Source organism: Streptomyces sp. NPDC002896 (assembly GCF_040295225.1).
GTDB lineage: Bacteria > Actinomycetota > Actinomycetes > Streptomycetales > Streptomycetaceae > Streptomyces.
The window spans coordinates 1-1425 of record NZ_JBEOVA010000099.1 but is presented as its reverse complement, the minus strand read 5'-3'; the positions used below and the strand labels follow the sequence as shown (position 1 = coordinate 1425).

At 64.6% G+C, this 1425-nt stretch carries 1 protein-coding gene; it reads right to left on the bottom strand.

Annotated features, from left to right (window positions below; all coding sequences use genetic code 11):
* Positions 1–29: 29 nt before the first annotated feature.
* Positions 30–1349 carry an IS630 family transposase gene (locus ABT009_RS47350; protein ID WP_351309674.1) on the bottom strand — a complete coding sequence of 440 codons (1320 nt, stop codon included), beginning with the start codon at positions 1347–1349 and terminating at the stop codon, positions 30–32.
* Positions 1350–1425: the final 76 nt, after the last annotated feature.

Here is a 1425-nt window from a genome sequence, read left to right as displayed (position 1 = left end):
CTAGTGTGCTGCGCCGGAAATCCTGAGGGTTAGTCGGTTCCGGTTTGACTGTTGGGTGGGGCGATCCTGGCGAGGTAGTCGGCGAGGGACTTGAGGATCTCGTCGGCGGTCTTGGTCCAGATGAACGGTCTTGGGTTCTCGTTCCAGGTGTCGATCCAGTTGCGGATGTCGTTCTCGAGCGCCTGGACGGAGGTGTGGACGCCGCGGCGGATGAGTTTGTCCGTCAGCAGGCCGAACCACCGCTCGACCTGGTTGATCCAAGAGGAGCCGGTCGGTGTGAAGTGGACGTGGAATCGCGGGTGTCGGGCGAGCCACTGCTGGATCTCGGGGGTCTTGTGGGTGACGTAGTTGTCGCAGACGAGGTGTACGTCCAGCTCGGCGGGCACGGCCTTGTCTATCGCGACCAGAAACTTCTTGAACTCGATGGCGCGGTGGCGTCGGTGGAGAGCGTGGATGACGGTGCCGTCAGCGATGTTGAATGCGGCGAACAGGCTGGTGATGCCGTGGCGCAGGTAGTCGTGGGTGCGGCGCTCGGGCATGCCGGGCATCATCGGCAACACCGGCTGGGACCGATCCAGCGCCTGGATCTGGCTCTTCTCATCGACGCAGAGCACCACTGCCCGCTCTGGCGGGTTGTGGTAGAGCCCGACAACGTCCACGACCTTGTCGACGAACTGCGGGTCGGTGGAGAGCTTGAAGGAGTCCTGCAGGTGCGGCTTGAGGTCAAACTTCTTCCAGATGCGCCCGATGGTGGACTTCGACAGCCCGGTGCGTGTGGCCATGGAGGCCCGCGACCAGTGCGTGTCCTTGCCCGGCACGGACTCCAGTGTCGCAACGATGACGTCTTCGACCTGGTCGAGCAGGACCGAGGGCGGCCTGCCGGTTCGCGGTTCGTCCTGCAGGCCGTCGAGGCGATCAGCCACGAAGCGGGCCCGCCATCGGTCCACTGTGGACTGATCCACGCCCAGATCAGCCGCAACCTGCTTGTTCGTCACACCCTCCGCACACCGCAGCACGATCTTCGCCCGCAGCGCGAGGTACTGGGCGGTCTTGGCCCGCCTCGCCCAGCGCACAAGCTGGGCTCGCTCACCCTCGCTCAGGACCAGTTCGGACTTGGGTCGGCCGATAGGGCCCTCGTCTTGGAGCCCGGCGAGTCGCTCAGCGGCGAACTTCCCGCGCCACTTGCGCACCGTCTTGACGCCGGCGCCAACGGCCTGTGCAGCACCCGCATTCGACATCCCATCAGCGCAGGCCAAGATGATCCTGGCCCGCTCAGCCGCGCGCCGGTCGGACAGCCCCGCCCGGCGCACAAGTTCAGCACGCTCACCCTCGGAAAGAACGATCTCCACAGCAGTAGGGCCTCGTTGCGCCATGAAAAGAAGGTATCAACTAACTCTGAGGATTTCTGGCGCAGCACACTAGTGC